The organism is Peribacillus sp. FSL M8-0224, assembly GCF_038003055.1.
Lineage (GTDB): Bacteria > Bacillota > Bacilli > Bacillales > DSM-1321 > Peribacillus > Peribacillus frigoritolerans.
The window spans coordinates 2,762,387-2,787,945 of record NZ_JBBOOJ010000001.1 but is presented as its reverse complement, the minus strand read 5'-3'; the positions used below and the strand labels follow the sequence as shown (position 1 = coordinate 2,787,945).

The 25,559-nt window shown below is 40.6% G+C and carries 29 protein-coding genes; 25 read left to right on the top strand and 4 right to left on the bottom strand.

What is annotated here, in order from left to right:
* Window positions 1-82 precede the first annotated feature (82 nt).
* The gene (locus tag MKX49_RS13290; RefSeq protein ID WP_057277313.1) at window positions 83-511 is read left to right on the top strand and encodes a BrxA/BrxB family bacilliredoxin; all 429 of its coding nucleotides are present in this window, start codon (window positions 83-85) and stop codon (window positions 509-511) included.
* A 76-nt stretch (window positions 512-587) separates the two neighbouring features.
* The gene (locus MKX49_RS13285) at window positions 588-1,367 is read left to right on the top strand and encodes a class I SAM-dependent methyltransferase (RefSeq protein ID WP_340876711.1); all 780 of its coding nucleotides are present in this window, start codon (window positions 588-590) and stop codon (window positions 1,365-1,367) included.
* Here MKX49_RS13285 and ggt read toward each other — a convergent pair whose 3' ends face one another.
* Complete coding sequence (gene ggt, locus MKX49_RS13280) at window positions 1,368-3,056, bottom strand: gamma-glutamyltransferase (protein WP_258831230.1); 1,689 nt, start codon at window positions 3,054-3,056, stop codon at window positions 1,368-1,370.
* A 434-nt stretch (window positions 3,057-3,490) separates the two neighbouring features.
* On the opposite strand from ggt, the gene MKX49_RS13275 reads away from it, so the two are divergent.
* The 3 genes from MKX49_RS13275 to MKX49_RS13265 all read left to right on the top strand — a co-directional run bounded on the left by MKX49_RS13275 (window position 3,491) and on the right by MKX49_RS13265 (window position 5,881).
* A complete protein-coding gene (locus MKX49_RS13275) occupies window positions 3,491-4,108 on the top strand; it encodes a YpjP family protein (RefSeq protein ID WP_340876710.1) in 618 nt (205 codons plus the stop codon).
* 196 nt (window positions 4,109-4,304) lie between these two features.
* Complete coding sequence (locus MKX49_RS13270; RefSeq protein WP_340876709.1) at window positions 4,305-5,075, top strand: TerC family protein; 771 nt, start codon at window positions 4,305-4,307, stop codon at window positions 5,073-5,075.
* Between the two features lie 275 nt (window positions 5,076-5,350).
* Window positions 5,351-5,881, top strand: a complete 531-nt coding sequence (locus tag MKX49_RS13265) for a dihydrofolate reductase family protein (RefSeq protein WP_340876708.1) — start codon at window positions 5,351-5,353, stop codon at window positions 5,879-5,881.
* A gap of 1,039 nt (window positions 5,882-6,920) precedes the next feature.
* On the opposite strand, the gene MKX49_RS13260 is transcribed toward MKX49_RS13265, so the two are convergent.
* The gene (locus MKX49_RS13260; RefSeq protein ID WP_048686776.1) at window positions 6,921-7,163 is read right to left on the bottom strand and encodes a hypothetical protein; all 243 of its coding nucleotides are present in this window, start codon (window positions 7,161-7,163) and stop codon (window positions 6,921-6,923) included.
* 224 nt (window positions 7,164-7,387) lie between these two features.
* Between MKX49_RS13260 and MKX49_RS13255 the strand changes: the two genes are divergently transcribed.
* The 11 genes from MKX49_RS13255 (at window position 7,388) to MKX49_RS13205 (ending at window position 15,986) form a co-directional block, all read left to right on the top strand.
* On the top strand, window positions 7,388-8,101 hold the full coding sequence (locus MKX49_RS13255; RefSeq protein ID WP_340876707.1) for an anthrax toxin lethal factor-related metalloendopeptidase: 714 nt from the start codon (window positions 7,388-7,390) through the stop codon (window positions 8,099-8,101).
* A 57-nt stretch (window positions 8,102-8,158) separates the two neighbouring features.
* Entirely contained in the window at window positions 8,159-8,953 is a 795-nt protein-coding gene (locus MKX49_RS13250) for a thymidylate synthase (protein WP_340876706.1), read from the top strand.
* Entirely contained in the window at window positions 8,950-9,435 is a 486-nt protein-coding gene (locus tag MKX49_RS13245; RefSeq protein WP_048686770.1) for a dihydrofolate reductase, read from the top strand. Before MKX49_RS13250 ends, MKX49_RS13245 begins: the two co-directional genes overlap by 4 nt.
* Before the next feature lie 149 nt (window positions 9,436-9,584).
* Window positions 9,585-10,853 carry a threonine ammonia-lyase IlvA gene (gene ilvA / locus MKX49_RS13240; protein WP_034307560.1) on the top strand — a complete coding sequence of 423 codons (1,269 nt, stop codon included), beginning with the start codon at window positions 9,585-9,587 and terminating at the stop codon, window positions 10,851-10,853.
* 194 nt (window positions 10,854-11,047) lie between these two features.
* Window positions 11,048-11,239 (top strand): twin-arginine translocase TatA/TatE family subunit, encoded by a 192-nt coding sequence (gene tatA / locus MKX49_RS13235; protein WP_034307557.1) that lies wholly within the window; start codon window positions 11,048-11,050, stop codon window positions 11,237-11,239.
* Window positions 11,240-11,324: 85 nt separating this feature from the next.
* Window positions 11,325-12,071, top strand: a complete 747-nt coding sequence (gene tatC / locus MKX49_RS13230) for a twin-arginine translocase subunit TatC (RefSeq protein WP_034307555.1) — start codon at window positions 11,325-11,327, stop codon at window positions 12,069-12,071.
* Window positions 12,072-12,207: 136 nt separating this feature from the next.
* The gene (locus MKX49_RS13225) at window positions 12,208-12,471 is read left to right on the top strand and encodes a DUF2535 family protein (RefSeq protein ID WP_306804680.1); all 264 of its coding nucleotides are present in this window, start codon (window positions 12,208-12,210) and stop codon (window positions 12,469-12,471) included.
* Window positions 12,472-12,697: 226 nt separating this feature from the next.
* Window positions 12,698-13,540 (top strand): DegV family protein, encoded by an 843-nt coding sequence (locus MKX49_RS13220; protein WP_340876703.1) that lies wholly within the window; start codon window positions 12,698-12,700, stop codon window positions 13,538-13,540.
* A 153-nt stretch (window positions 13,541-13,693) separates the two neighbouring features.
* Window positions 13,694-14,284: an SCO family protein gene (locus MKX49_RS13215; RefSeq protein ID WP_063593888.1), complete on the top strand. Its 591-nt coding sequence runs from the start codon at window positions 13,694-13,696 to the stop codon at window positions 14,282-14,284.
* A gap of 278 nt (window positions 14,285-14,562) precedes the next feature.
* The gene (locus MKX49_RS13210; protein ID WP_318291319.1) at window positions 14,563-15,405 is read left to right on the top strand and encodes an SGNH/GDSL hydrolase family protein; all 843 of its coding nucleotides are present in this window, start codon (window positions 14,563-14,565) and stop codon (window positions 15,403-15,405) included.
* Complete coding sequence (locus MKX49_RS13205; protein ID WP_063593886.1) at window positions 15,402-15,986, top strand: YpmS family protein; 585 nt, start codon at window positions 15,402-15,404, stop codon at window positions 15,984-15,986. Before MKX49_RS13210 ends, MKX49_RS13205 begins: the two co-directional genes overlap by 4 nt.
* Before the next feature lie 54 nt (window positions 15,987-16,040).
* Here the strand turns inward: MKX49_RS13205 and MKX49_RS13200 are convergent, their stop codons facing one another.
* Entirely contained in the window at window positions 16,041-16,781 is a 741-nt protein-coding gene (locus tag MKX49_RS13200) for a DUF4397 domain-containing protein (protein WP_340876702.1), read from the bottom strand.
* A 183-nt stretch (window positions 16,782-16,964) separates the two neighbouring features.
* Here MKX49_RS13200 and msrA point away from each other — a divergent pair, with 183 nt between their 5' ends.
* Complete coding sequence (msrA, locus tag MKX49_RS13195) at window positions 16,965-17,507, top strand: peptide-methionine (S)-S-oxide reductase MsrA (RefSeq protein WP_053535379.1); 543 nt, start codon at window positions 16,965-16,967, stop codon at window positions 17,505-17,507.
* Entirely contained in the window at window positions 17,497-17,925 is a 429-nt protein-coding gene (gene msrB, locus MKX49_RS13190; protein WP_340876701.1) for a peptide-methionine (R)-S-oxide reductase MsrB, read from the top strand. The genes msrA and msrB overlap by 11 nt, the downstream gene beginning before the upstream one ends.
* Window positions 17,926-17,976: 51 nt before the next feature.
* Here the strand turns inward: msrB and MKX49_RS13185 are convergent, their stop codons facing one another.
* Window positions 17,977-19,065: an SGNH/GDSL hydrolase family protein gene (locus tag MKX49_RS13185; RefSeq protein WP_048686752.1), complete on the bottom strand. Its 1,089-nt coding sequence runs from the start codon at window positions 19,063-19,065 to the stop codon at window positions 17,977-17,979.
* A 294-nt stretch (window positions 19,066-19,359) separates the two neighbouring features.
* Between MKX49_RS13185 and MKX49_RS13180 the strand changes: the two genes are divergently transcribed.
* The 7 genes from MKX49_RS13180 to MKX49_RS13150 all read left to right on the top strand — a co-directional run bounded on the left by MKX49_RS13180 (window position 19,360) and on the right by MKX49_RS13150 (window position 25,516).
* Complete coding sequence (locus tag MKX49_RS13180; protein ID WP_072273171.1) at window positions 19,360-19,512, top strand: YjcZ family sporulation protein; 153 nt, start codon at window positions 19,360-19,362, stop codon at window positions 19,510-19,512.
* Window positions 19,513-19,819: 307 nt separating this feature from the next.
* Window positions 19,820-20,794: a S66 peptidase family protein gene (locus MKX49_RS13175; protein WP_340876700.1), complete on the top strand. Its 975-nt coding sequence runs from the start codon at window positions 19,820-19,822 to the stop codon at window positions 20,792-20,794.
* Between the two features lie 221 nt (window positions 20,795-21,015).
* Complete coding sequence (locus tag MKX49_RS13170) at window positions 21,016-21,345, top strand: hypothetical protein (RefSeq protein WP_034307530.1); 330 nt, start codon at window positions 21,016-21,018, stop codon at window positions 21,343-21,345.
* Between the two features lie 180 nt (window positions 21,346-21,525).
* Window positions 21,526-22,890, top strand: coding sequence for an aspartate aminotransferase family protein (locus MKX49_RS13165; RefSeq protein ID WP_340876699.1), 1,365 nt, complete (start codon window positions 21,526-21,528; stop codon window positions 22,888-22,890).
* A 2-nt stretch (window positions 22,891-22,892) separates the two neighbouring features.
* Window positions 22,893-23,603 (top strand): CoA transferase subunit A, encoded by a 711-nt coding sequence (locus MKX49_RS13160; protein ID WP_323597775.1) that lies wholly within the window; start codon window positions 22,893-22,895, stop codon window positions 23,601-23,603.
* Window positions 23,570-24,235: a 3-oxoacid CoA-transferase subunit B gene (locus MKX49_RS13155; RefSeq protein WP_340876698.1), complete on the top strand. Its 666-nt coding sequence runs from the start codon at window positions 23,570-23,572 to the stop codon at window positions 24,233-24,235. The genes MKX49_RS13160 and MKX49_RS13155 overlap by 34 nt, the downstream gene beginning before the upstream one ends.
* Before the next feature lie 9 nt (window positions 24,236-24,244).
* Window positions 24,245-25,516, top strand: a complete 1,272-nt coding sequence (locus MKX49_RS13150; protein WP_340876697.1) for a peptidase — start codon at window positions 24,245-24,247, stop codon at window positions 25,514-25,516.
* Window positions 25,517-25,559: the final 43 nt, after the last annotated feature.

The window sequence follows — 25,559 nt, the reverse complement described above, 5'->3', positions numbered from 1 at the left end:
TTTAAGCGTCATTTTTGCATATGCACTGAAGAATATAGTATCATTATACTAATTGAAGAATTGTAACCAAGGAGGTTTTTTTATGTCGATGGCATATGATGAATATATGAAACAAATGGTGAAACCAATGCGTGCGGAACTGGTGCAGGCAGGTTTTGATGAGTTGGAATCCGCTGAAGCGGTTGAAAACTTTATGGAATCGGTGGAAGGTACGACACTTGTGGTCGTGAATTCAGTTTGCGGCTGTGCTGCCGGGTTAGCCCGTCCAGCTGCTACTCAAGCCGTACTCCAAGCGGACAATAAGCCAGATCATTTGGTAACTGTATTCGCAGGCCAAGATAAGGAAGCGACAGCTAAAATGCGCGAATACTTCGATGGAATAGAACCTTCTTCACCATCCATGGCTCTTTTAAAGGGCAAAGAGGTTGTACATTTCATTCCTCGCCATGATATAGAAGGACAGCCAATGGAAGCCATCATGGAAAATTTATTGGCAGCGTTCAGTAAGTAAATAAGTGATGAAGCGGAATGTCCTGGAAACAGGGCATTCTTTTCAAATTTTAAGAGAGTATGAAGGGGTAGGATTCATGTTTGTCACAACAGTAGGAAGAGCCGATAAAGAAACGATGATATTAGCCAAAAGGTTAGCTGAAGAATTGCAAATCCCCTTTATAGCAAGAAGAAAACGATCGGTGAGAGATATCCAAGCGGAACATAATGAAGATGATTGCCTTGTTTTTGGTAAAAAGCGGATGGAGTTATTTCGATACCAGGAAAAAGAACCATTCTTTTTTCATCCGAACCTGGCGATGATCCGTATAAAAAGAATAATGCGCGGAGAGAGTGATCCATTTCTCATTGCCGGAGATATAAATGAAGGGAACGCTGTGCTTGATTGTACCTTGGGATTGGGCTCTGATGCAATTGTCGCAAGTTTCTCAGTGGGTGAACATGGACAGGTTGTCGGATTGGAAGGAAATCAATATTTGGCCTTGCTCGTGGACCGTGGAATGAAAACATGGGAGGATGCAGAAGAAAAAATGATTTCTGCGATGAGAAGAATAGAGGTCAGGCAGGGTGACCATTACGAAATATTGAAAACATTGCCGGATAATCATTTTGATGTCGTATATTTCGATCCCATGTTTGAAGAAACGATTCAGGAATCGAATGGTATCAGGGGACTGACTCATTTTGCGGATGGTAAGGATCTATCGGTTGAAATAATGAAAGAAGCCAAGCGGGTTGCGCGCAATAGAGTCGTGTTGAAAGACCATTACCGCAGCTCCCGCTTTGAGGAATTTGGATTTGAGGTACTAAAAAGAAAAACATCCAAATTCCATTTTGGCTTCATTTCCATCCAGTGATCACGATTTATAATCTGTTTCGTCCAGACCCATGGCACAGCCTTCCCGGCTTGAATCGGCTGCACCATAGTTCGAGCCATCAGGGTTGATTTGAATCGCTTGGACATTCCCTATTGAGTGGGGAACTTCATTAAAGGCGAAGCCCATTGCTTCCAAGTGGCCTTTGCTAGTCATATCCATTCCAGGCTCCCATTCAATATGAGGCCCCATCGGAGTGAAAATTCTAGGTTCTTCGATGGCTGCTTTCAAATCCATTTTTAAATCGAGTACATTAATGATCGTTTGTACGACTGAACTGATGATGGTTGGTCCTCCTGGTGACCCTAACGTCAAGATCGGCTCGCCGTCTTTAAAGATGATGGTGGGGCTTTTACAGCTGACTGGGCGTTTATTGGGCTGCACTTCATTCATGCCGCCAGGAATGGAATCAAAATCAGTCAGTTCGTTATTCAGCATGAAACCATAGTCGGAAACCATGATGCCTGATCCGAATGGATGTTCCACTGTAGAAGTGCATGCTGCGATATTACCCCATCTGTCACGGACAGTGAAGTGCGTCGTTTCACTGATCTCTTCTTCATTAGGTTGCGGAATGACTTCCCTTTGTTGCACGGAATCATAAATCCAAGGGTTTCCGAAGTCAATGGCATTATTTCTTGACTTGAAATTAATGAATGAGCGGCGTTTAGCTATATACTCATCATGCATGAGACCCGCCAATGGCAATTCGGCAAATTCGGGATCAGCGAGAAATGCTTTTTTATCTGTAAATGCCAGACGCATCGCTTCTGCGATTAAATAATATTTTTCCCAAGAACGGGCGTCATATTGTTCGATTTGGAAGCTTTCCAAAATTTTCAGGATTTGAATGACCGTGAATCCGCCGGCACTTGGCGCATTTGATGAAGCAATTAAATAATCCTTATAAGTCCCATACATTGGTACATCGATAGTAGCTTTATAGTCCTTTAGATCAGAAAGCTCCATGAACCCTCCAAGTTCTTGTATGCAGGAAATGATGCCCTCCCCGATTTCACCTTCATAAAAAGCGGAAATTCCTTCACGTTGTAATATCCGATAGGTATTCGCCAATTTTTCTTTAATCAGCAAATCGCCATCCTGATAGGGTTTTCCGTTTGGTATGAAGAACTTACGCGCTTCATCGCCCAATCGATATTCAAAGTTTTTAAGAGCATCGCATAGAACCCAATTGACTGGAACTCCTTTTTCAGCAAATTCAATGGAAGGCTCGATAAGTTCAGCCAATGGCTTGCTGCCATTTTCGGCGAGTGCTTCATCCATAGCTTTCAGTATTCCAGGAATGCCAACCGCTGTTGCTTTGATAGATCTCTCTTTAAAAGGGATGACTTCCCCTTTTTCATCAAGAAACATGTCTCGATGTGCGGCTTTAGGTGCCCTTACATGGCCGTCGTATATTTTCGTTTCCTTATCTTTTGCATTATATACCATAAGAAAACCACTTCCGCCGATACCAGTCATCATTGGTTCAACAACATTTAGGGCAAATTGGATGGCGACGGCCGCATCGACAGCATTTCCACCTTCACGTAATATTTTTTCCCCTATGGAAGTTGCAACAGGATGAGCTGTAACGACCATTCCGGCGCTCCCTTTCGCAGTTTCCCTTTTGTAATCCTTATCTTTTATCTTTTCATTGTTGTTTTCCAAAATGATTCCTCCATTATTCAGTCCTTTTATCTGCCAAAAAGGTAAACTTATGTTTGAGTGAAAAGAAAACCTTGTCATTGTAGAAAAATGACAAGGAGATTTTTCGTAGGTATTCATTTATTCTTAATCAGCAAATGATAAATATACGAAAAATGCTAATGTTACAAGACATAAAGCCACCATGGCAGTAGAAGCCATATAAGACCCCTCCTTAAAAAGACTTGAATCTAATTAATTTCTCCAAAAATCGTCAAAATCCTTCATTTAAATGTAAATTTATTGATAATTTATTAAAAAGTTCGAGTTCATAAACGTTATATAGGTATTTATCCTTTTTTTTGATTTTTAAAACATGGGTAACTATATATTCGTAATTACCAAAAAATAAAAGTATACTAAATATAAAGACAATACAAAAAAGGAGGGGGAGTGTGTTGAAAGCAGCGGTATGGTTCAGGAAAAGTCTCGTCATTTTAGTATCCGTTTTGACGTTTGGTCTTGTTACTCCTTCAGATCTGGCGTGGTTAGCGGAAGCCGATTCGTTAAAGGATACTAAAAAAGGCTTAGTGGAGGAAGAGGGATTAGCTTATCTTCCTTCGCAGGATTCGACTGAACCTGAAGAGGAATTCAACCGGGAGGAGTTTTTATCGGACATCCTGAATAAGGCAGAGGAAAACGCATTTATGAAATTTGGCGATAAGATCAATCCAAAAATTGGCGATGAATTCAAAATGGTCATATTACCAAAAATGGAAGAAGCCATTACAGAAATGGCTGCACAATTTCCAGATGAAAAATTACAGCAATTGACCATCACTGAGCAGCCGAGTGCCGGCAGGGCCGAGAAAATATTCCATATTTATGATTCAAACAGCGGCAAGGATATCATCAGATTCCATGTCAGGCAGGAAAATCCACCACTGGAGGGACATTGGTTCGATTTTCACTATCATACCTATCATGATTCATTTGCCACCCATTATAATATAGGGAAAATATATTGGGATAAAAATACGCCTCCAGAGTGGACGAGTAAACAAAAGCTCTCATAGTGGTTGGTTTCGTTGATTTTATTTAAGTGGAAGAGTATGATTAAATGAAACGATAATAAGCATCGAATGATACGTTGTCCTGCAACGTATTTATTTTGTGTTTAAACTTAAAGTAAAGTTTTTATCATAACTGGGAACAATGTTATTTTAAAAGGTTTTCTAATTTTGCTGTTATAGGAACAGAGGAGTCTTTATCATGTTAGAGTTGTTAAATAACATCGTGCAAACGTATGCTCAATTTTTTGACTGGCATATGTGGGTGGAGGTTTTATCCGACCCTGTGAGCTGGGGGTTGATCGGGACGCTCGTCTTAATGGAAGGATTGCTATCAGCGGATAACGCACTGGTATTAGCTGTAATGGTGAGGCACCTTCCGGAAAAACAACGGAAAAAAGCATTATTTTACGGTTTGTTAGGTGCTTATGCTTTTAGATTTATAGCGATTGGAATCGGTGTTTTCCTCATAAAGCTTTGGTGGGTGAAGGTGATTGGAGCCGCCTACCTTGGTTGGCTCTCGTTTAAATACTTTAGGGATAAAAGAAAAAAACAAGCTGGGATCGACGAAGATATCCAGGGAATGAGTAAAAACAGCATACTGATCCGTATATTTGGTGCTTTTTGGGGAACGGTTGCGGCAGTGGAATTGATGGATATAGCGTTTTCAGTCGATAGTGTCTTGGCCGCTTTCGGGGTGAGTGAAAAAGTCTGGGTCCTTTTGACAGGCGGAATGATTGGTGTCTTGATGATGCGGGGAGTGGCCGGAGTATTTCTAAAATTGATAGATAAGGTTCCGGAATTGGAAACTGCCGCTTATGTGCTTATCGGATTCATTGCTATAAAAATGTTAATGGCAGTTGCTGGGATCGAAATCCCGCCTGCGATCTTTTTTGCCTTTATTTTACTGATTTTCGGCACTACAATCGTGTATCATTTGAAGAAAGGGAAAAAGGTCAAGGACCATGGCTGAGTACCATTTAAAAAGCTGTCATCAAAATGATGTCAGCTTTTTGTCACCAAAGTTTCGGAATGGTCTCAACCCGAAGTCCTTTCCCGATTTTTCATAAAAAAGTTCATTGTTTTAATCAATGGGAATTCCTTGTTCTTCTTCAACTAACGCCACAGGTTAGTGAAAGAAGGAGAATCAAATTAAGTGAGTATCTTCCCTGGAGGAAGTATCAATGGGATTACAAGATGGTTTATATGAAGAAATATCAAGTTTATGTTCCGAGGGGGATCTGTAAGTTGATTAAAAAACAGCGTAACATTATTTTATACATTGGTACTTCGATTGATGGCTATATTGCAAATGATGATGGTACATTAGAGTGGTTAGAATCAACAGAAGTAGAAGGAGATTCTGGCTACAATTCACTCCTCGAAAGAATTGACACTGTTGTTATGGGAAAAGGAACTTATGATGTCATTCGTGGATTTGATATGAACTATCCTTATAGTGATTATAAAAATTATGTATTTTCTAAATCTGTTAGTGGATCAGATGAATATGCCTCATTTATTGATGAAGATGTCAAAACCTTCATCAAAAATATAAAACAAAAGCCTGGTAAAGATATATGGTTAATTGGCGGAGGAAACTTAGCTCGTGAATTTTTCAAAGAAAATTTGATTGATGAATTCCAACTAGCCATTGCACCTACTATTTTAGGGAAAGGAATCTCCCTTTATATCGGAGATGATATTACTGTAAATTTCAAATTAACCAAAGTACAAAAATTAGGTCAACTTGCTATGCTTCATTATATTAAAAAATAATCACGCTCTTCGCCCGCAGGAGTCTCGTACACCTCTTCCGATCAACTGGAACGTTTTTTTGAGGGTTTAGTAAATTTGAGCGTTGATTTCCACTCCAGGCACTCGCTTTCCGCGGGCGGTCGGGGAGCCTCCTCGGCTTGCGCCTGCGGGGTCTCCCCTAGACACGCTTTTCCCGCAGGAGTCTCGTACCTTACACTCCAATCACTGGAACTTTTTTTTAGAAATATTGTAGGGCAACTGGCTCTTCTTCCAATTCGTCTTCAGTCTTGCGGTTCCATCAATTTCCCGGCAAAAGGGGTTCCAAATTGCTCTCGCCCCGAACCAAAATTTTAAAAGTAAACTAGATTAATCTTCATAGTTTTTTACAGTATTCCTTAAAGGATGGAAGAGATTTGCGACACTCCTGCCGAATAACTGGGTAGCTGAGACCCGACAGGCGCTTGCGTCGAGGCACTTTGGCAGGAAGTCAGTGGAAAGGGAGCGGATTTCTGAAATCAGCTGGAACTTTTTTCTTGAAGGGTTGTAAAATTTGAGCGTTGATTTCCACTCCAGGCACTCGCTTTCCGCGGGCGGTCGGGGAGCCTCCTCGGCTTGCGCCTGCGGGGTCTCCCCTAGACACGCTTTTCCCGCAGGAGTCTCGTACCTTACACTCCAATCACTGGAACTTTTTTTTTAGAAATATTGTAGGGCAACTGGCTCTTCTTCCAATTCGTCTTCAGTCTTGCGGTTCCATCAATTTCCCGGCAAAAGGGGTTCCAAATTGCTCTCGCCCCGAACCAAAATTTTAAAAGTAAACTAGAAATCTTCATAGTTTTTTACAGTATTCCTTAAAGGATGGAAGAAATTTGCGACACTCCTGCCGAATAACTGACTAGCCGAGACCCCACAGGCGCTTGCGTCGAGGAGGCTTGGCAGGCAGTCGGCGGAAAGGGAGCGGATTTCTGAAATCAAATGAAATGTTAATACAAAGAAAAAATTGAAGGTGAAAGGCTATTTCTTCGAATTCATCTGCAGTCTAAAGCTGACATCAAAAATGATGTCAGCTTTTTTTATGGAAAATATCAAGTATTTGAAGAAGGGCGGTAAATGTAGTGAAAAAAAGCAAAGGCAATAAAAAGTTAAGCCATAGAGAAGACAGTAGCGGATGCAGCAGTATGCCAAAGAAAATGGAGAACAGAAAAAGGTCGAGAATGATAAACACTTTTAAACTGTAAATATCAAGGACTTCTTCAGCAAGTTCATGTTGCTCATTCAAGATGGCTTTTTTATTATTGGTTTCCATGCGATCACCTTAAACCTTTTACGATTATATATTGTTGATATATGAAAACCGCGGATCAATGGTTCTTCTCAGGATGAATACGCAACCAAAATTACCAAAAAAACATAGAACTTTTACATCCAGGCAATATGTTATACTAATATAATAGTATGAAAGATTTAGAGATTTTAAATAACATATATTTTCTTAACGATACATGAAGAATGAAGAAAGGGGAGAAGAGTGTGAAGAGGAAGAAATGGTGGTTATCCTTATTTGCATTGTTTGTCTTTTTACTCTCAATGCTCTCCTATTCATTAGCGAAAGATGATGGGGTAAAATGGCGGAATTTACACAAAGATAATCTTTTAAGACAGGCTGAACTTTTTAAGGGAAATAAAGAATTGCAAAGAATATTTTTATTTCCAGAAGAGGAGTACGATGAAGGGGAAGCACTGAAAATTGCTGGAACCATTAATAAACTGCCTCATTCACTTTTGGTGAAAACAGCGGAAAGTGGTGTGAGGATCAAACTATTCGAGGGCGATATAACAGAAAATCAATCCGCGGCCAAATTAAAGGGGAAAACTCCGCGTGGTTATTTGAATAAAGAAACAACTTGGGATGATGTGCCTGGTATGGGCGGATCACATACGGTATTGGTTAAAATCGGGGCGAGTGACAAAGGCAACGGGCATGGCTCGGTTAATTTGGAACTGCATGAGCTGGGGCACTCCATTGATAATATAGTGTTTAATGGAATCCGTGAAGACATGGATTATTTGAAGATTTGGGGTAAGGAAGTGGATGGGCTGTTTCCTGGGATTACGTATTTTTCCAACTACCCTGAGGAATACTTTGCAGAAACGTTTGCCATGTTTTATGTGAACAATGAACAAAATCAATTGCTTAGACAAAAAGCACCCGAGACTTATAATTTTATTAAACAATTAGATTAAACATTAGGCAATAATACGTTAAAATAAGGAGAATGAAAGTAGAAAAGGTGGTTTATCATGAAGCAATATTTAGATTTATGTAAGCATGTACTCGAAAATGGAACGCAAAAAGGTGATCGTACGGGAACAGGAACGATCAGTACCTTTGGATATCAAATGAGATTCAATTTAAAAGATGGATTCCCTGTACTTACAACGAAAAAGGTTAGTTTAAAAGCGATTATCCATGAACTATTATGGTTTTTGAAGGGTGATACAAACGTTAGGTACCTTCAGGAAAACAGTGTGCGCATCTGGAATGAATGGGCGGATGAAAAGGGGGAATTAGGCCCGATTTATGGTCATCAATGGCGTTCCTGGGGAACGGCTGATGGAAGGCAAATCGATCAAATCAGTGAATTGATCGAACAAATCAAGACCAACCCAAATTCAAGAAGATTGATAGTCAGTGCTTGGAATGTTGGGGAACTGGATGAAATGGCCTTGCCGCCTTGCCATGCTTTCTTTCAATTCTATGTTGCTGATGGCAAGCTTTCATGTCAGCTATACCAACGTTCTGCGGACGTCTTCTTAGGTGTTCCTTTTAATATAGCTTCGTATGCGCTTTTAACGATGATGATCGCCCAGGTGTGTGATTTGGAAGTTGGCGAATTTGTACATACTTTCGGGGATGTCCACATCTACTCTAACCACCTTGAACAAGTGGAACTGCAGTTGACTCGTGACCCGAAACCATTGCCAATCATGAAAATCAATCCAGATGTGAAAAATATCTTTGATTTTAGCTTCGAGGACTTCGTTTTGGAAAATTACGAAGCCCATCCCCATATAAAAGGTGAGGTTAGCATATGATATCGTTGATAGTGGCTATGGATCAAAATCGTGTGATAGGTAAAAACAATAAACTGCCATGGCATTTACCAGCAGATCTGCAGTACTTTAAAAAAGTGACGATGGGCCATCCAATCGTCATGGGGCGAAAAACATTTGAATCGATCGGCAGGGTCCTGCCTGGCCGCGAAAATGTCATCGTCACCCGCAATCAGGAATTTAAAGCGGAAGGCTGCGTAGTATTACATGATATTGCACAAATCAAAATGTTCGCAGATAACCATGAAGAGGAAGTCTTCGTAATTGGCGGAGCCGAAATCTTCAAGGAAATCCTTCCTTTTACCGACCGCCTGTATATTACGGAAATTCATGAAACTTTCGAAGGGGATACTTTCTTTCCCGAGATTGATGAAAATGAATGGGATGAAATCTCCTCAAAACCAGGTAGCATTGATGAAAAAAATCGATTTGCACATGATTTTATTATTCTACAAAAAAAATAAAGTGCTAATCCGATTATGGGAAATGACCATAATCGGATTTTTTTGGTATGGAACAAACAAAAGAAAGAATTTTTAGAAAAATCAATTACATTAATAACAGTAAAGTGCTATAATGATTGAATTCATCAGAAAGGAAATGAGGGATTGTTATGAATCAGACTGCATCTAAGAATAGGGGGATTCAATTGGAAGATATTCTAATTGCCTATAGAGAACTGAAAGAAATCGTTTTACATACTCCTTTACAAAAAAATCAGAGGCTCTCTGAAAAATATGATTGTAATGTTTATTTAAAACGCGAGGACTTACAACACGTACGTTCCTTTAAATTAAGAGGGGCTTACTATAAAATGAAAAGCCTGACCGAGGAAGAGACGAAGAACGGGGTCGTTTGTGCCAGTGCAGGAAACCATGCACAGGGTGTTGCTTTTTCCTGCAGCCAATTGGGCATTCACGGGAAAATTTATATGCCTGCTACAACTCCAAGGCAAAAAGTCGATCAAGTTCAGCTATTCGGCAGGGATAATGTGGAGATCATCCTAATCGGGGATACATTCGACGATGCATTTGCCATGGCGATGGAATGCTGTGAAAAAGAAGAGCGTTCCTTTATCCATCCATTTGACGATGAAAAGGTAATCGCCGGGCAGGGTACAACGGCTGTAGAAATCCTGAACGATTGTGAAGATGGAATTGATTATGTATTTGCCGCTATGGGCGGCGGCGGTTTAATGGCCGGAGTATCGAGTTATTTCAAATCGGTTTCCCCAAATACGAAATGCATTGGAGTTGAGCCGCAAGGTGCTGCTTCGATGGAATACTCCTTCAAGGAAGGAAAAGTTTCTGAACTTGAAAAAATAGATACATTCGTTGACGGAGCAGCTGTCAAGTGTGTGGGACAGTTGACATATCAGCTTTGTAAGGAAAACCTGGAAGATATCGTTGTCGTACCTTCAGGCCAAATCTGTACGACGATTCTCGATTTGTATAATCAGCATGCGATTGTCGCTGAACCTGCAGGGGCTATATCTGTAGCCGCGTTGGATTCATATAAAGAACAAATCAAAGGAAAAACGGTTGTTTGCATGGTCAGCGGAGGGAATAACGACATTGGGCGCATGCAGGAAATTAAAGAGAAATCCTTATTATATGAAGGGCTGCTTTATTATTTTATCGTGAATTTTCCACAACGTGCTGGCGCTTTAAGGGAATTCCTTGATGAGGTGTTGGGACCGAATGATGATATAAGCCGTTTTGAATATACGAAGAAAAATAATAAAGAAAGCGGGCCGGCCCTGGTTGGTATTGAGCTAAAAGATAAAAATGATTATGAAGGGCTCATTCAAAGGATGAACAAGAAAGGATTCTCTTTCGTAGAGGTCAATAAAGACAGTAATTTATTTCACTTGTTGATTTAAACATGGACAAAATGTTAAATTAGGATAGAATAATACCTATGTTTTTACATTTTATTCTGCCGGCCCAGTCGTATATGGGCATACTGTCGATAATTGTTACCATTCTATGACGAATTGCCAGTTCCCTTTCAATTGGTTGGAAATGGTATTATAATCGGAGTAGGTCTAATTACAACACCAAAGGGGATGTATCCATGTCGAACATTGGAGTACCTGGTCTAATTCTCATCTTAATTTTGGCATTAATTATCTTTGGTCCGAAGAAACTTCCAGAAATTGGCCGTGCATTTGGACAAACGCTTCGTGAGTTTAAAAAATCCACAAGTGATTTAACAAAAGGTGATTATGAAGAAGATAAGAAGCTACAACAAAAAAATCATGAATGATTGAATGCTGGGCGTAAGATGGAATCGTCTTGCGCCTTTACGCTGTAACAAAGATACGGATTTTCAGATGAAGGCGTGATCAACTTTGGAAGATAAGGAATTAAATATCATCGATCATCTCGATGAATTGAGAAAACGGCTCATCATTACAGCTGTTGCTTTTGTCATCTTTTTTATCGCCAGCTTTATTTATGTTGAGGAGATTTATAATTGGTTCGTGAAAGATCTCGATTTTGACCTGATGGTATTGGGACCAAGTGATATTATCTGGATTTACTTCATGCTTGCAGGTGTCGTAGCCATTGCGGCAACGATACCGGTAATTGCCCTGCAAATCTGGTTATTCGTTAAACCCGCTTTGATGCCAAATGAAGTGAGGGCGACCCTTGCCTATATTCCAGCACTTTTCCTGCTTTTTATCGGAGGGCTTGCTTTCGGTTATTTTGTCATCTTCCCGACCATTCTTCAATTTTTGATTGAACTGGGTGATGGGATGTTCATAACCAGTTTTACAGCTGATAAGTACTTTTCATTCGTATTTAATATGACGATACCTTTTGCTGTTTTATTCGAGCTTCCTGTCGTTACCATGTTTTTGACCTCCCTTGGCATAATAAATCCTTATGTGCTTCAAAAATTAAGGAAGTATGCATACTTTGTACTGGTTGTCATAGCGATATCGATTACGCCGCCTGACTTTATGTCGGACTTTATGGTGATGGTTCCATTGCTGTTATTATACGAAATCAGTATATCTTTATCTAAAGTCGTCTATAAACGAAGGGTGAGACGTGAAAGCTTGCGGGAAGACACCTACGAGGAAGGTTTATAAGAAGAAGCCCATAATGGCATTTTGCCCTTATGGGTCTTTTTTTTTATGATTATTAATCTGATTTCTCTGTTTTTTTACACATTTGAATATTTATACTTTTGGATTTATTGTGTATAATGTAAGCAATCGGTTAAAAATGAGGATTGATATTTTGATGTTCAAATGCTTGGAATTCAAAGATTGTTTTGGACATAAGGTCACCATTTCAGAAATACCTGTCTTACTGCCTAGTGATCCGAATTTTTTTATGTTGACCGTGCGTTTGGAAGTATTTGTTAAGAAGGTTTTTGCCAATAAAGATCATAAAGAAAATTACTCATTTAAGCATTATTTAGCATCCGTACTCAAATGGCCCGTTTATAACAAGCTTTTTTTTGGAAGTTTACTCAATAATGCTTAATGCGGATTGTTCCATAGCTAACTTCTCCGTTAAAAGAGATGACACGAATGCCAGGCAATATCGAATGTATCGGCATGTGTTTTGGTTGGCTCATGGAACGGTCTTTTTTTGTGTAATCAATTCAAAAGATAAGTATCACTTCAGTCGAAAAAAGAAACCTTTGGTTTGAATGCTTACCTTGAATAGGTATAATACAATAGATATGTTAATTTAGGGATGTGTAATGATGAATAAAGTAAAGATAGTAACAGACTCGACAGTAGATATGACACCAGAAGAACTGGATTTTTATGATGTTACAATGGTCCCTTTATCGATCTTTATAGATGGGGAGACTTTTTTGGATAAGGTTGAAATCGAACAAGAAGAATTCCTGAAAAGGATGAACCAGTCAAAAGAACTGCCAAAAAGCTCACAACCGGCTATAGGTACCTTTGTGGAGGTATATGATGAACTCGGAAAAGACGGCAGCGAGATTATTTCCATACATATGACAGGTGGCATGAGCGGTACAGTTCGCTCAGCGGAAAGCGCAGCTAGCATGTCTGAAACGAAGGTTACCGTTCTTGACTCGAAATTCATTTCAAAAGCGATGTCATTTCAGGTGATCGAGGCAGCGAAGATGGCGAAGGAAGGGAAATCCGTAGCTGAGATAATTGAACGATTGGAACATATTAAAAGGCAGTCAAGTTTAATCATTGTCATAGAAACACTTGATAACCTCGTTAAGGGTGGAAGGATTGGCAAAGTTTCTGCATTTATCGGTTCATTGCTGCACATAAAGCCGATTGCACTTCTTGATGATGGTGTACTGAACCCTGTATCCAAAGCCAGGAGCCAGTCACAGGTCGTGAAGTTCATCATCAAGAAATTCAAAGAAGATACTCAAGGGAAAAAGATTAGAGGCATCGGTTTTGTACATGCGAATGGCCTTGAAATAGCGGATAAGGTCCGCCAGGCCATTGCAGACTTAACAGGATATCAAGACATAAAGATAGAAGCAACGACTGCCGTTGTCAGTACCCATACAGGTGAAGGCGCCATGGCGATCATGTATTATTGGGACTGATAATGATATAGCATATGAAACAGCGTTTGGCGGCGGTTTTGTCACTTTTACAATTGTCTTTAATTCGTAGAAATAGTTGCTGTCCTCATTCCGGATGGTCTGTTAGAATAAATGAAGTAACAGAATATTTTATACATAAAGGACGGGGTAGGGATGAGAAAGCTGCAATTGCTTATGGCAGCTATGGGAGCATCAATTTTATTGCTGTTGACAGCATGCGGTTCCAATGGTGTACCTGATGCCAAAAATTGGGACCTTGAAGATTTCAGTTATATCGATCAGGAGGGGAAGCCTTTCTCAAAAAGCGATCTTAAAGGAAAGGTTTGGGTAGCGGATTTTATATTCACGAGCTGTGAGACGGTCTGTCTCCCCATGACTTCGAATATGACGAAGCTGCAGCAGCAATTGAAGGATGAAGGGATTAAGGATGTAGAGTTCGTTTCATTTTCCGTGGATCCGGAAATTGACAAACCTGATGTTTTAAAAAAGTTTGGTGACCAATTTAATGTGGATTACGGCAACTGGCACTTTCTGACCGGTTATGGACAGGAAGAAATCGAGCAGTTCGCATTGGATAACTTTAAAACGATCGTCAAAAAACCAGAAGCAGAAGATCAGGTGATTCATGGGACCAGTTTTTTTCTGATTGATCAAGAAGGAAAGATCATCATGGATTATACAGGTCTGCAGGATATTCCGATTGATGAAATCATTAAGCATATTAAAATTTTACAGAATTATTGAACAGGTTAAATGACCTGTTCTTTCTGTTTTCATCCATCTTTATTATCGAGCTTTATCGATGGTGAAAATGAGCAATACGTTTTTGAAGAAACAGCGGTAGTGAAGAATGATTTTACATGCTAAGTAACATGCTAATTTTTATAGGACTAGCTTTAATTCACAGCATTTTTCATATTGTATAGTAAGGAATGCTCATTTTTGGAAGTACAATGAAGGTATATTGTTTGCAATCTTTCGTTTTCTGCATGATATAATATATGGGTAGGAAGGTGAGGGTCATGAGGAACAAAATCACCTGTCTTTTCATATGCCTAGTTTGGATTTCAGGCTGCAGTCAAAATGAAACAGCCTCAAATCAGCCATCTGTTCAGCAGAAAAGCATAGTTGAGCTGAGTAAAAAGGAAACCATTCCTGCCAGCTTTTTTCCGGACCCTGTGAAAATCGTGTCAATTGGCGACTCCTTGACTCAAGGTGTCGGTGATAGTAAAGATAATGGCGGGTATCTGCCTTATTTACAAAATAAGCTGGAAAAAGAACCATCGATTACTTCCGTTGAGATGATTAATCATGGCATACGTGGAAATAGGACCGACCAACTATTGAAAAGACTGGATAAGACTAGGATTAAAGAAGACATAAAGCAAGCTGACTCGATTGTCGTCACAATCGGTGGAAATGATATCATGAAGGTCTTTAAACAGAATTTCTCCAACCTGGAACTGAATCAGTTTGATTCGGCAAAAATAGGGTATGAAAAAAGATTAAGGCAGATACTTGATAAGGTTCGTTCTGAAAATGATTCTGCGCAAATATATCTTGTAGGCGTCTATAATCCATTTTCCAAATGGTTCGGAGATTTTTATGAACTTGATATGATCATGAATGATTGGAATGAAAGTGGAAAAGAGATCATTGAAGAATATGATTCAGCCTATTTTATTGAAATAGCAGACATTTTCGAGAATTCCGAAGAAGATTTGCTTTATGCCGAGGATTATTTTCACCCAAATGACCGCGGATATGAATTAATCGCGACAAGAATCTATAATGATATGGATATTACCACTATCGGAAAGGACACATTGGAAGCGAGTGCCAAAGGAGATGATGACCAAGAATGACAAATGTCAAATGGAAGACTTTGTTTATTTCCCTATTAGCCTTAAACATCCTGGTCATCCTGTTTGTAACGATTTTAGTTAATCTGCCGACTAAAGATAAAGAGCTGATACCCAAAGTAAGCCACGAAGAAGATATCCAATTTCAAATTCACACGAATCGGGAAGATTTGACAAGGTTAATCAATCAGTATCTGGATAAAGAGGGTTTGACGGGATCCATTCACTATGAAGTGTATTTAACGGATGAGGTGGAGCTATACGGAACAATGCCATTTTTCAACCGTGAAGTGGAAATGAAATTGACTTTTGAACCAATTGCCCAAAAGAATGGGGATTTGATTCTTAAGCAAAAATCAATTGCAGTCGGTAAAATGAACCTTCCTGTTTCATATGTAATGAATTTAATTAATGAGCGATATAATATGCCTGAATGGGTTAGCATAAGTCCCAATGACGAAAGTATTTATGTGTCATTACAGGATATGGAACTGAAAAGCGATATAAGGGTGAAGGCGAATGAATTCGATCTGAAAAATGATGATATTTCATTTTTATTGACCATCCCATCATCATTACAGTGATCGTGAATAAATGGATAAAAAACCAGGATCGATGCATCCTGGTTTTTTATCCATTTATGGGGAGAGCGTTAGGGTTTCTAGTGAGGATGATTCCCGATTCGATCCGATTATATAAATGGTTGAGGAAGTATTTTCTTGAAATGCCTTGTTTGGCAAAGCGAGTGCGATTTCTTTTGTTCCAGCTTTCCTCACTTCGAAGTCAACTATCATGGGATAAATAGTGAGATATTCGCTTGCTTTCCTGAAATGGATTTGATCAAAGACGACATCTCCGCCTTTGACCGCAATGTCCACCGAGAGTAAATCATGTGAAAGCTGGATGAATCGGACCTTTGCTTCATTTGGAGGAACAGATGGGTTATCCTCGAAAGGTAACATTTTCAACGATTCGTTAGCCACGGTAGGTGTTAGAGCAATGGTATAGGAAGCTCCGATTTCGAGAGCCACTTTACAGCTTAATAGAGGTGAGGTGTTTTGCCCGCTGCGGTATATATCCAATTTGTACTTGCCAGGGGGCAGTGATAAATAACCATTGCTCTCTTTATATGAGAAATTTTTGAGGATACGCATTTCATTTACATGAACATCAAATGGGTGAGCTGTTGGGACAGCATGTAAGAAGCGGACTTGTGCAGGCAGTAGGACTGTTATTTGTCCATTTCTGTATGTTGAATTTTCGAGACTTTTCAAATGTTTATGGTAATAATAATCATGCAATTGCGGATCGCTGTTTTTATAAGACGATAGTAAATCATATGTTTTTGATTTTTGTGGATATGATTGTTTATCGCTCATTTCCAACACCTCTCATTTTTCCATCATGTTTTTAACATATGTAATCATGCTTGGGCGTGTGTCTCCTTTCTAAAAAGAAAGGTAACATTTTCGTGAAATGCTCTCGGCATATTATTTTACAGGGGTATATAAAAACGTTAAAATGCATTCAATGGATGGTTTGTAAAAAAGGAGGATTTTCATTTGACAAAGCAATTAGAGAAAGCAACATTCGCAGGTGGATGTTTCTGGTGCATGGTGAAACCGTTCGATGAACAGCCTGGCATCGAATCCGTGATCTCCGGCTATACAGGCGGGACTACGGAAAATCCCACATACAAAGAGGTTTGTTCTGAAACCACGGGACATTATGAAGCTGTTCAGATCACCTTTGATCCAAACGTATATCCATATGAGAAGATAATTGAGTTATTTTGGCAGCAAATTGATCCGACAGATCCTGGCGGGCAATTTTATGACCGGGGAAGTTCTTATCAAACGGCCATTTTTTATCATGACGAAAACCAACGTGAAATTGCAGAAGCATCCAAAGCTAAGCTGCAGGCGAGCGGGAAATTTTCCGGACCGATCGTAACCCCGATTATACCGGCCAAAACGTTTTATCCAGCCGAGACATACCACCAGCATTACTATAAAAAGCAACCTGAACATTATGAAAGATATTCGATTGGCTCAGGACGCAAAGCATTTATACAACATCATTGGGGGGAAAAAAATGAAAAGTAAAGAAGAATTAAAAAAGAAACTCACTCCGATTCAATATGAAGTCACGCAAAATAATGGAACGGAACCAGCCTTTAACAATGAATATTGGAATTTGAAGGAGGAAGGATTATATGTGGATATCATTTCAGGTAATCCTCTTTTCACTTCAAAGGAAAAGTTCGATTCAGGCTGCGGTTGGCCAAGCTTCACTAAACCGCTTAAAGAAGAGGAAGTGGTGGAAAACCTCGATACGAGTTATGGTATGAGAAGGATCGAGGTCCGCTCAAAAACTGCCGATTCTCATCTGGGACATGTTTTCAATGACGGGCCGGGACCGTCAGGATTACGCTATTGCATCAATTCTGCATCATTAAGGTTCATCCCGCTCCAAGATCTTGAAAAAGAGGGTTACGGGGAGTATAAAAAGCTTTTTGATTGATTGGAAAACCCCCTATCAGATTATGATAGGGGGTTATTTATTGAGTAATATTCAATCTGTGATGATTGACGCAATCCGGACATATGGAATGTCGGTCAGGTCCATTGCTTTAGTCCTGCCAGTCACCTCAAAACGGACAGTATGTGAACCGGGGCGAAGCCCATTAGTGACAAATAAATATCTTTCACGGGCAAATGGCCACCATGTATTCAAAGTCGTGATTTCATTTCCGTCGATCCAAACATTCACTTCCCCGCCATCAGGACTTCTAAGCAGTTTCACACCAAGCATACTCCCTTTGAAGGTATATTGAATCACACTGCCCTTTTCACTACTAGTGAAATAGCCGCCCATTGGCCGGAAACCGCTCATTTTTTCATAGTGGTCAATTTCCGATAATTCAAAACCGGAACGGGCATGCAGCTTAGTTGGAAGACCAGCTACAGCCTTCTCTTGTTTGATGTTATCCAGGAACCGTTCATAAATGGCATCGGCATATAATTTATACCCCAGCCCATTTGGATGTACCAAATCTTTGGTCAGCTGTTTTTCCGTATATCCTGAATTTTTGAATATTGGTCGCATATCCACATTTGTAGCACCATAATGTTTGGATAAAAGTCCGATGGCTGACGCAAATTCCTCATATTTCAAGGAACTCTCTGTTATTGTGAATAACTCAGCATTAGGGTGGAGCCGTTTTGCCTTTCTCATTAACGCTTCATATGTCATGGTAAAATCATCGACATTCATATATTTACGGTCATTTTCACCAAAAACGAAGAAAATCAGATCTTTATGATCATGCTTCCTTCTTTGGGAAAGCTTGAATAGGCCCTCAAAAGCAGTTGATCCGCTTTGGACCACGTAGTCACCGTGTAAAGGAATATCATTGGCATCATTCATCTTATTTTCTAGCTGTTTGAACCATGTTAGATTAGGTTTTTCAGCTCCCGATCCTCTTCCGATACTGTCACCAATGACGAGATACTGAATGGGCTGGCCTGATTGGAATTTTTGATAAACATTTATCGAATCATCTGATCCATATGTTTTAGGAACTTTTTGAAGGATATAGCTGATTAGAAGGATCGTGGCGATTGCAGCGAAAGGGATGAAGGATTTTGCGTTCGTTTTCAAATATGTTCCCCCGTATTGCCTTTTATGTATCCATGTAGGTATGAGATAGCTTAAAGAGGCTAAGAATTGTTTTTTCCTTATTATATCCCAATTTTAAAGTAACACAATAAATTTGTGACAATTTTCATGGTTACTCGTGGGATTTCAGCCATTGAATGAATAACGTTTAAGATGGTGTTGATTGAAGTTTTTTCTTAAATCCAGAAAAATAGGCAAATGCACAGACCAAGGCGGGCGTATCGACATATGGTAAGGTGTAAAGAGAAAACAGAATTCTAAAAGGAGTGAAACTTAATGTACGGATATGGTGGAAATGTTGCAGGACCAGGGTACGGATATGGTGGCGGTGGATACGGCGGCGGTAGCTGCGGATTTGGATCAGGCTTCGCTTTAATCGTTGTCTTGTTCATTCTATTGATTATCATCGGTGCTTCATTCTGCTGCTAATTCAATAACCCAAAGACCAGTTGATAAAGCTGGTCTTTTCTTTATGTAAGGAAATTGGTGGTTTGACGGTGAACCTTTCTGATTCCATGGTTGTTGACTGAATCGTCATGGATAAATCCAGGTGATCATGGGACAGGCGATACACAGCCATTCCTTTTTTAAATCCTGATTTCTGCGCATCGGGAATGACGTAAGAATTCAAAGAAACTAGCTCGGTGAATGACATACGATAAGGGACTTAGTTTTCTTTGTAAACCATTTCTGCTAAAATAACGACAGAATGTAATTAATTTAGGGGGATAAAGATATGAAACCTTCCCGTTTACAAGCAGGGGATGAAATTCGCGTAATTGCTCCTTCAAGAAGCTTGGCGATTGTTAAAGGGGAACAACGCAGATTGGCAGAAGAAAGATTGACTGAGCTTGGTTTTAAAGTGACATATGGTAAAACGGTTTTGTTCCATGATGACTTTTTCTCGAATTCGATCGAAGACCGGATCGAAGATTTGCATGATGCGTTCAGGGATCCGAATGTTAAGGGGATTTTTACAAGTATCGGGGGGTATAACGCTAACCAATTGTTACGGTATATCGACTATGATTTGATTAAGGAAAATCCAAAAGTGTTGATGGGGTATAGTGATATAACCGCAATTTTATTGGCCATTTATAATAAAACAGGCTTAACTACATATTCAGGTCCTCATTTCTCGACGTTCGGGATGAAGGCTGGTCTGGAATATACGATGGAATATTTCAAAAAGGCCGTAATTGAAAGTGAAGGCTTTTATCTTGAACCAAGTGAAACGTGGAGTGATGATTCTTGGCATTTGGAACAGGATGACCGAACCTTCCACCCGAATGCTGGATACATGGTCATTCAGGAAGGTGAAGCTGCCGGGACAATCATTGGGGGAAATCTTTGTACACTCAATCTATTACAAGGTACAGAGTACATGCCATCTTTAAAGGACAGTATCCTTTTCATAGAAGATGACGAAGAAAGCCATCCATTCAGTTTTGACCGGGATTTACAATCCTTGCTCCATCAGCCAGGTGCAAGTGGGATTAAAGGAATCGTCATCGGCCGTTTCCAAAAAGATTCAGGAATGACTGAATATGCTTTGCAGGAAATCATCGCCGCCAAAAAGGAGATAAATGGCATACCCGTGATCGCTAATGCCAACTTTGGTCATGTTCATCCTTTTGTAACTGTGCCGGTTGGTTCAAAAGCAGAAATGAAGGTAAAGAACGGAAAAGCGACGATCCAGATCCATCCATGAACAGTTTGAAAACGCCGTTCAAAAAATGGACGGTGTTTTAATCTGTTGGGGGTATGTATGAATATGGTTTGCATTATGGTGTATATTAGGAATCTTTCCTCTTGTCAGCCCTGGAAATTGTCCTATTTTACAAGCATTATTAGGGAATATGAGTCTAATAGTTCAAATTCTTTATTTTTCTGATATAATACTAAGAGATTTAAAATAGAAAAGGTGATTATGTGTTATTAACAATTCCAGCATCCATTCGTTTAGAAGGGGCTTTGGCCGAATATAATAAAAAAGGCCGTGTGAGCCATACATGTTCAGTTTGTAACGAAGACACTTCTAACGGGGATGCAAGTAACTTGAACTACTATAAGTTAGGAACTAAAAAAGTTTGTCATTCCTGCATGAAAAATGTTTTGCGTCATCCGTCTTTAAAAGAGTATGAATATGTACATACTTCAAATATCGATAAAACGGCTTTTTATAAAAATGTGTTGGCTGTTTTAAAGGATGAAAGTTTTTTGGAATCCATTCGTGAAGAAAAACTAAATAGCGTATTGTAAGAAAAAAGTGTATCTCTCGCGGATACACTTTTTTTGTCGCCATTTTTGGACAATCACCCATGAAACCAAGAAATTATCCGTATACATGCTTAGGACAATTTCCTTAGCAAGATTGCCTTCATCTGGACATACACTTTACTATATGGCATTTGTTTTTAAAGAGAAGGAGTGTGTGGGCTTATGGAGCAGTCTTCATTGATCAAACCGGTCCTGGGAGGAGCCTACCAGACTATCAGTCATGGTCAGGGAGTGTTTTTATACGATAAAAATGGAAAGGATTACCTCGATGCTTCTTCCGGTGCTGTTACAGCCAATATTGGCCATGGAGTCCAGGAAATCATTGAGGCTATGGTAAAACAGGCTAAACAGGTTTCATTTGTGTATCGTTCCCAATTTACCAGCGATGCTGCAGAGAAACTCGCCGGGAAAATTGCAGAATTGACCAAAGGGGAACTGACATACAGCTTTTTTGTAAACAGCGGCTCCGAGGCGACTGAAACGGCATTGAAAATTGCCATTCAGCATTGGCAGGAAAAAGGGAAGCCAAAGAAACAGAAAATCATATCGAGATGGATGAGCTACCATGGCATCACGATGGGAGCTCTTTCAATGTCTGGACATCCGATTCGCCGGGAACGCTTTACTCCTTTGCTTGAATCATATCCTTCAGTATCTCCTCCATATTGTTACCGATGTCCACTTCAACTTGACCAACATACTTGCGGAATGGCCTGTGCTTCGGAATTGGAAGCATCAATCCGGCGCATTGGCAGTGAAAATATAGCGGCTTTCATTGCAGAACCTGTTATCGGCGCAGCCGGAGGGGCCATTGTTCCTCCTGACGGTTATTTTCAAAAACTCAAGAAAATCTGCGAAGAGAATGATATTTTATTCATTGCGGATGAAGTAATGACCGGTTTTGGACGTACTGGTAAGATGCTTGCTTCCGAATATTGGGATGTGGAACCTGATATCGTGACATTAGGTAAAGGTATGAGTGGGGGGTATACCCCAATAGCGGCAGCAGTAATGACCAAAAACGTGATGGAACCCATAATGAAAGGCTCGAAGTCAATTATAGGAGGTCATACTTTAAGTGCAAATCCGTTATCGTGCGCGGTATCTTTGGCGGTTTTAGAATATGTCGAAAGGAATGAACTTGTCGAAAAATCAGCCGACAGGGGGAATTACCTGATTAGGGGCCTGAAAAAGTTGGCAGGGAAGTATTCCTTTATCGGTGATATACGCGGGAGAGGTTTATTGATTGGCATCGAATTTGTCCAGGATAAAGCAACGAAGGCCCCATTTCCGAAGGATGCAGATGTGACCAATCAAATCATTGAATTGGGGATGAGGAACGGAATCCTTCTTTATCCCGCAGCTGCAGGCCTTGACGGTGTAACCGGGGCAGCGCTCATCATCTCCCCGCCGCTAACGATATCGGAAGAGGAGTGTGCTGAGTTGTTAATGAGGGTCGATATAACCTTTGGACAATTTAATGATTCGATAGGTAAACGATCATCACAACAAGGAAGTGAGTCATAGTGGTGGAAAATACATTCCAGAAGATTTGTCGTTTGGAAGATGTCCGCCATCACTTTAAAGATAAACAGTCCATCCTATTTGGGGGATTCGGTGGCATAGGGACGCCTCCGGGATTGATCAATATGATTTTGGAATCAGGTATTAAGGATTTAACCTTGATTGGGAACGATACAGGTTTCCCAGATATCGGAATCGGAAAACTGGTCACCCAGCGCCGAGCGAAAAAAGTCATCGTTTCCCATATCGGTTCCAATCCCAATGCAGGCCTATTAATGAACAATGGTGAACTTGAAGTGGAGTTCTGTCCTCAAGGGACACTTGTCGAACGCATCCGGGCCGGAGGGATGGGACTCGGCGGAATATTGACCGATATTGGAATGGAAGCCGATATCGTCCGGGAAGGCAAGCAAACCGTAAAGCTAGGTAAGAAAAATTATCTGGTGGAATCGGCATTAACTGCAGATATCGCCATTGTTTACGCAGAAATGGCAGATCCTTATGGAAATCTTCTATTCGATAAAAGTGCCAGGAATACGAATCCAATCGTTGCTGCGGCCGGACAGATCACTATAGTCGAAGTCAGGCAAATCGTTCCGCTGGGCACTTTGGATCCAGAGAACATCATTGTACCGGGTGCCTTTGTGGATTATATCATTCCATCAAAAGGAGTCGATTGGAAATGGGTTTGGGAACAGGGGAAAGAAACAGAATAGCGAAACGGGCAGCAGCAGAAATAAGCGATGGGATGCTGGTCAATTTGGGAATTGGCATTCCATCACTTGTACCGAATCATCTTTGGGATGATCATAAAGTTATGTTTCATGCAGAAAATGGCCTTGTGGGAATGGGCAGTACTCCTGAAACGGGGAAGGAAGATGCGCATCTTTGCAATGCTGGGGGATTGCCGATCACCATTAGAGCCGGGGCTTCTTACTGCGACAGTACTGTTGCATTTGGAATGATACGCCGCGGCAGGGTGGATATCACGATTCTTGGAGCCCTTCAAGTAAGTCAAGCGGGGGATCTCGCTAATTGGATTGTTCCGGGAAAGCGGGTGCCAGGCATGGGCGGTGCAATGGAACTGGCTGCAAAGGCAAAAAAGGTCATTGTCTTGATGGAACATAACGATAAAGCGGGCATGTCTAAATTAGTCAAAACATGTACGTTGCCGTTAACAGCCCAGAAATGCGTACATATGATCATCACCGAATTAGGCGTGTTTTCCGTTACTTCGGAGGGCCTCCTATTAACTGATGTATTTGATACGTCCAGCATTGAGGAAATCAGGAATCGGACCGAAGCCTCGTTTACCGTCTCTGAAAACATCCAAAAATTAAAAGAATGAGAGAGGAGAATGGATATGTATGAGGAAAAAATAAGAACATGGCTGAATGAACATCGGATGAATGGGGTTCAGCTTTTGCAAAAACTGGTTCAGGAACCGAGCAAAAGGGGCCAAGAAGGAAGTGCACAAGCAATAGTGGTCGAAAAGTGCAGACAACTTGGTCTGGAAATAGACCTTTGGGAAATCGGGGATGAACAATTAAGAAAACATCCCCATTTTTATTGCGACCGCAGGGATTTTAAAGGAAATCCGAACCTTGTGGCCATTAAAAGAGGAACAGGCAAGGGGAAATCCCTTATTTTAAACGGACATATTGATGTAGTTCCTGAAGGAGATCATGCAGCATGGCACGATGAACCCTATAGCGGCAAGTTGATGGACGGGAAAGTTTTCGGGCGGGGAACGACGGATATGAAAGGCGGCAATGTATCTTTATTGCTGGCCATTGAAGCGATCGTCGAATCTGGAATCCAATTGAAGGGGGATTTGATATTTCAGAGTGTGATTGAAGAGGAAAGCGGTGGTGCCGGCACACTTGCGGCAGTCATACGCGGGTATAAAGCTGATGGTGCAATCATTCCGGAACCTACAAATATGAAACTATTCCCATTACAGCAAGGTTCGATGTGGTTTCGACTGAGAATAAAAGGCAAGTCTGCACATGGAGGCACTAGGTATGAAGGAGTCAGTGCAATTGATAAAGCGGTTGTTGTAATGAAAGAAATCAAGATGCTTGAACAAGAACGGAATGAGTCACTCCGTCATTCACTCTATAAAAATGTCCCTATCCCCATTCCAATCAATATTGGTAGCATTCAAAGCGGGAATTGGCCTTCTTCCGTGCCGGATACAGCCGTCCTGGAAGGAAGATTCGGCATCGCCCCTACAGAAACCATGGAAGAGGCACAGAAATCGCTGAAGGAGCGAATAGATGCTTTAAACGAGAGTGATGGATGGTTCAAAGAAAGACCTATTGAATTAGAATGGTTTGGGGCCAGATGGCTGCCTGGCAATCTCGAAATCAATCACCAGCTCATGAAGACAATTGGCACATACTATGAAAAAGTGGTCGGGGAAGAACCGCTTGTCGAAGCTTCCCCATGGGCGACGGATGGAGGGTATCTTTCATCGGTTGGTTCTACCCCCGTCGTTGTGTTTGGACCAGGAGAAACGAAGATGGCCCATGATTCGAACGAATATATAGAGGTGGATAAAATGATGGAAGTTGCGGAAATCATCGCATTGACCATTATTGAATGGTGTGGGGTGGACCAGGAATAATCATTTTTCCCAAGGTCTGATCCCAGGAAGGGTCAGGCCTTTC